We start from the raw sequence: 1,038 nt of genomic DNA, 5'->3' as shown, positions 1-1,038 counted from the left end.
CTACTTTATTAAACGAGATTCAACCTCCAATGGAGATGATGGTTTTGATCGTGGTGGCGATATCTTTCTTGGGATGGGTAACAGTTTTGAACTCGCTCCCGGTGAGGATGCGGGCATTGTTGAAAGTCGTCGTCAAGAGTCTATGAGCAGTCCTTTTCGTGATGCTCAGATGAGATTGGCTGCATCAGGTTCAGGGGTGAACTGTTCGAGTGTAACCCGACATTATACCGGGTCTTACTCAGCCCAACGGCAAGAACTTATCGACTCGTTTGCTCGCTATCGTATTTTGCAGCGTAAGTTCGTAACCAGTTGGACTCGACCTCAATATCGAATGGCATTGCAGATGGCCATCTTATCTAAGGTGTTAACTGTTCCAAAAGGAGTGGATCCAAATTCCATTCTAAATGCTATCTATCAAGCGCCAGTAATGCCATGGATTGATCCCGCAAAAGAGATGACAGGCATTGAAAAGGGGACTCGCCTTGGTTTGCAGTCGCTTAGTCATTTCCAACGTGAGCGAAATTATAACCCGGTTGCTGTGCGCCGAGAGATTAAGTCTGAGCGTCAAGCGATGAATGATGATGACATCGTCAGTACGGCAGATCCTGCACATAATCTTCAATCCAAAATACAACATTCAACCAAAGAGGCTTCTGATGGCCAAAAAGAATAAATCCTGGTTTACCTTAACCAATCAAGGGGATGATCAGCCAGTAAAGGTTTGGATCCACGGTGATATTGGTAGTTATGATATTGCTGCCATCGATTTGATTAAGGCATTGCAATCGATAGGCTCTCAAGATGTCCATTTTCGTATTCAGAGCTATGGCGGCTCGGTTTATGAAGGGTTGGCCATGTATAACGCCATTAAAGCTCACAAAGGTAAAACAGTGGGTATTGTTGATGGGTTAGTTGCTTCTATTTCTAGTTATTTCTTGATGGCGTGTGATGAAGTCCATATGCCAGAAAATGCGAAATTAATGATTCATGACCCCGCTATTGGTGCTTGGGGTGGTGAGGATGAATTAGAAAGTGCAT

2 protein-coding genes are annotated in these 1,038 nt (G+C 44.2%); both read left to right on the top strand.

The window, feature by feature from the left end:
* A partial coding sequence (locus I3255_RS14795; RefSeq protein ID WP_238039510.1) for a phage portal protein occupies window positions 1-673 on the top strand: 673 nt, incomplete at its 5' end.
* The coding region (locus I3255_RS14790) for a Clp protease ClpP (RefSeq protein ID WP_238039509.1) at window positions 657-1,038 on the top strand (382 nt) is incomplete at its 3' end. The genes I3255_RS14795 and I3255_RS14790, both read left to right, overlap by 17 nt.

It is taken from the genome of Psychrobacter sp. Ps6, from assembly GCF_022129235.1.
In the GTDB taxonomy this organism is placed as follows: Bacteria; Pseudomonadota; Gammaproteobacteria; order Pseudomonadales; family Moraxellaceae; genus Psychrobacter.
This window is presented reverse-complemented; position numbering and strand designations above follow the sequence as displayed.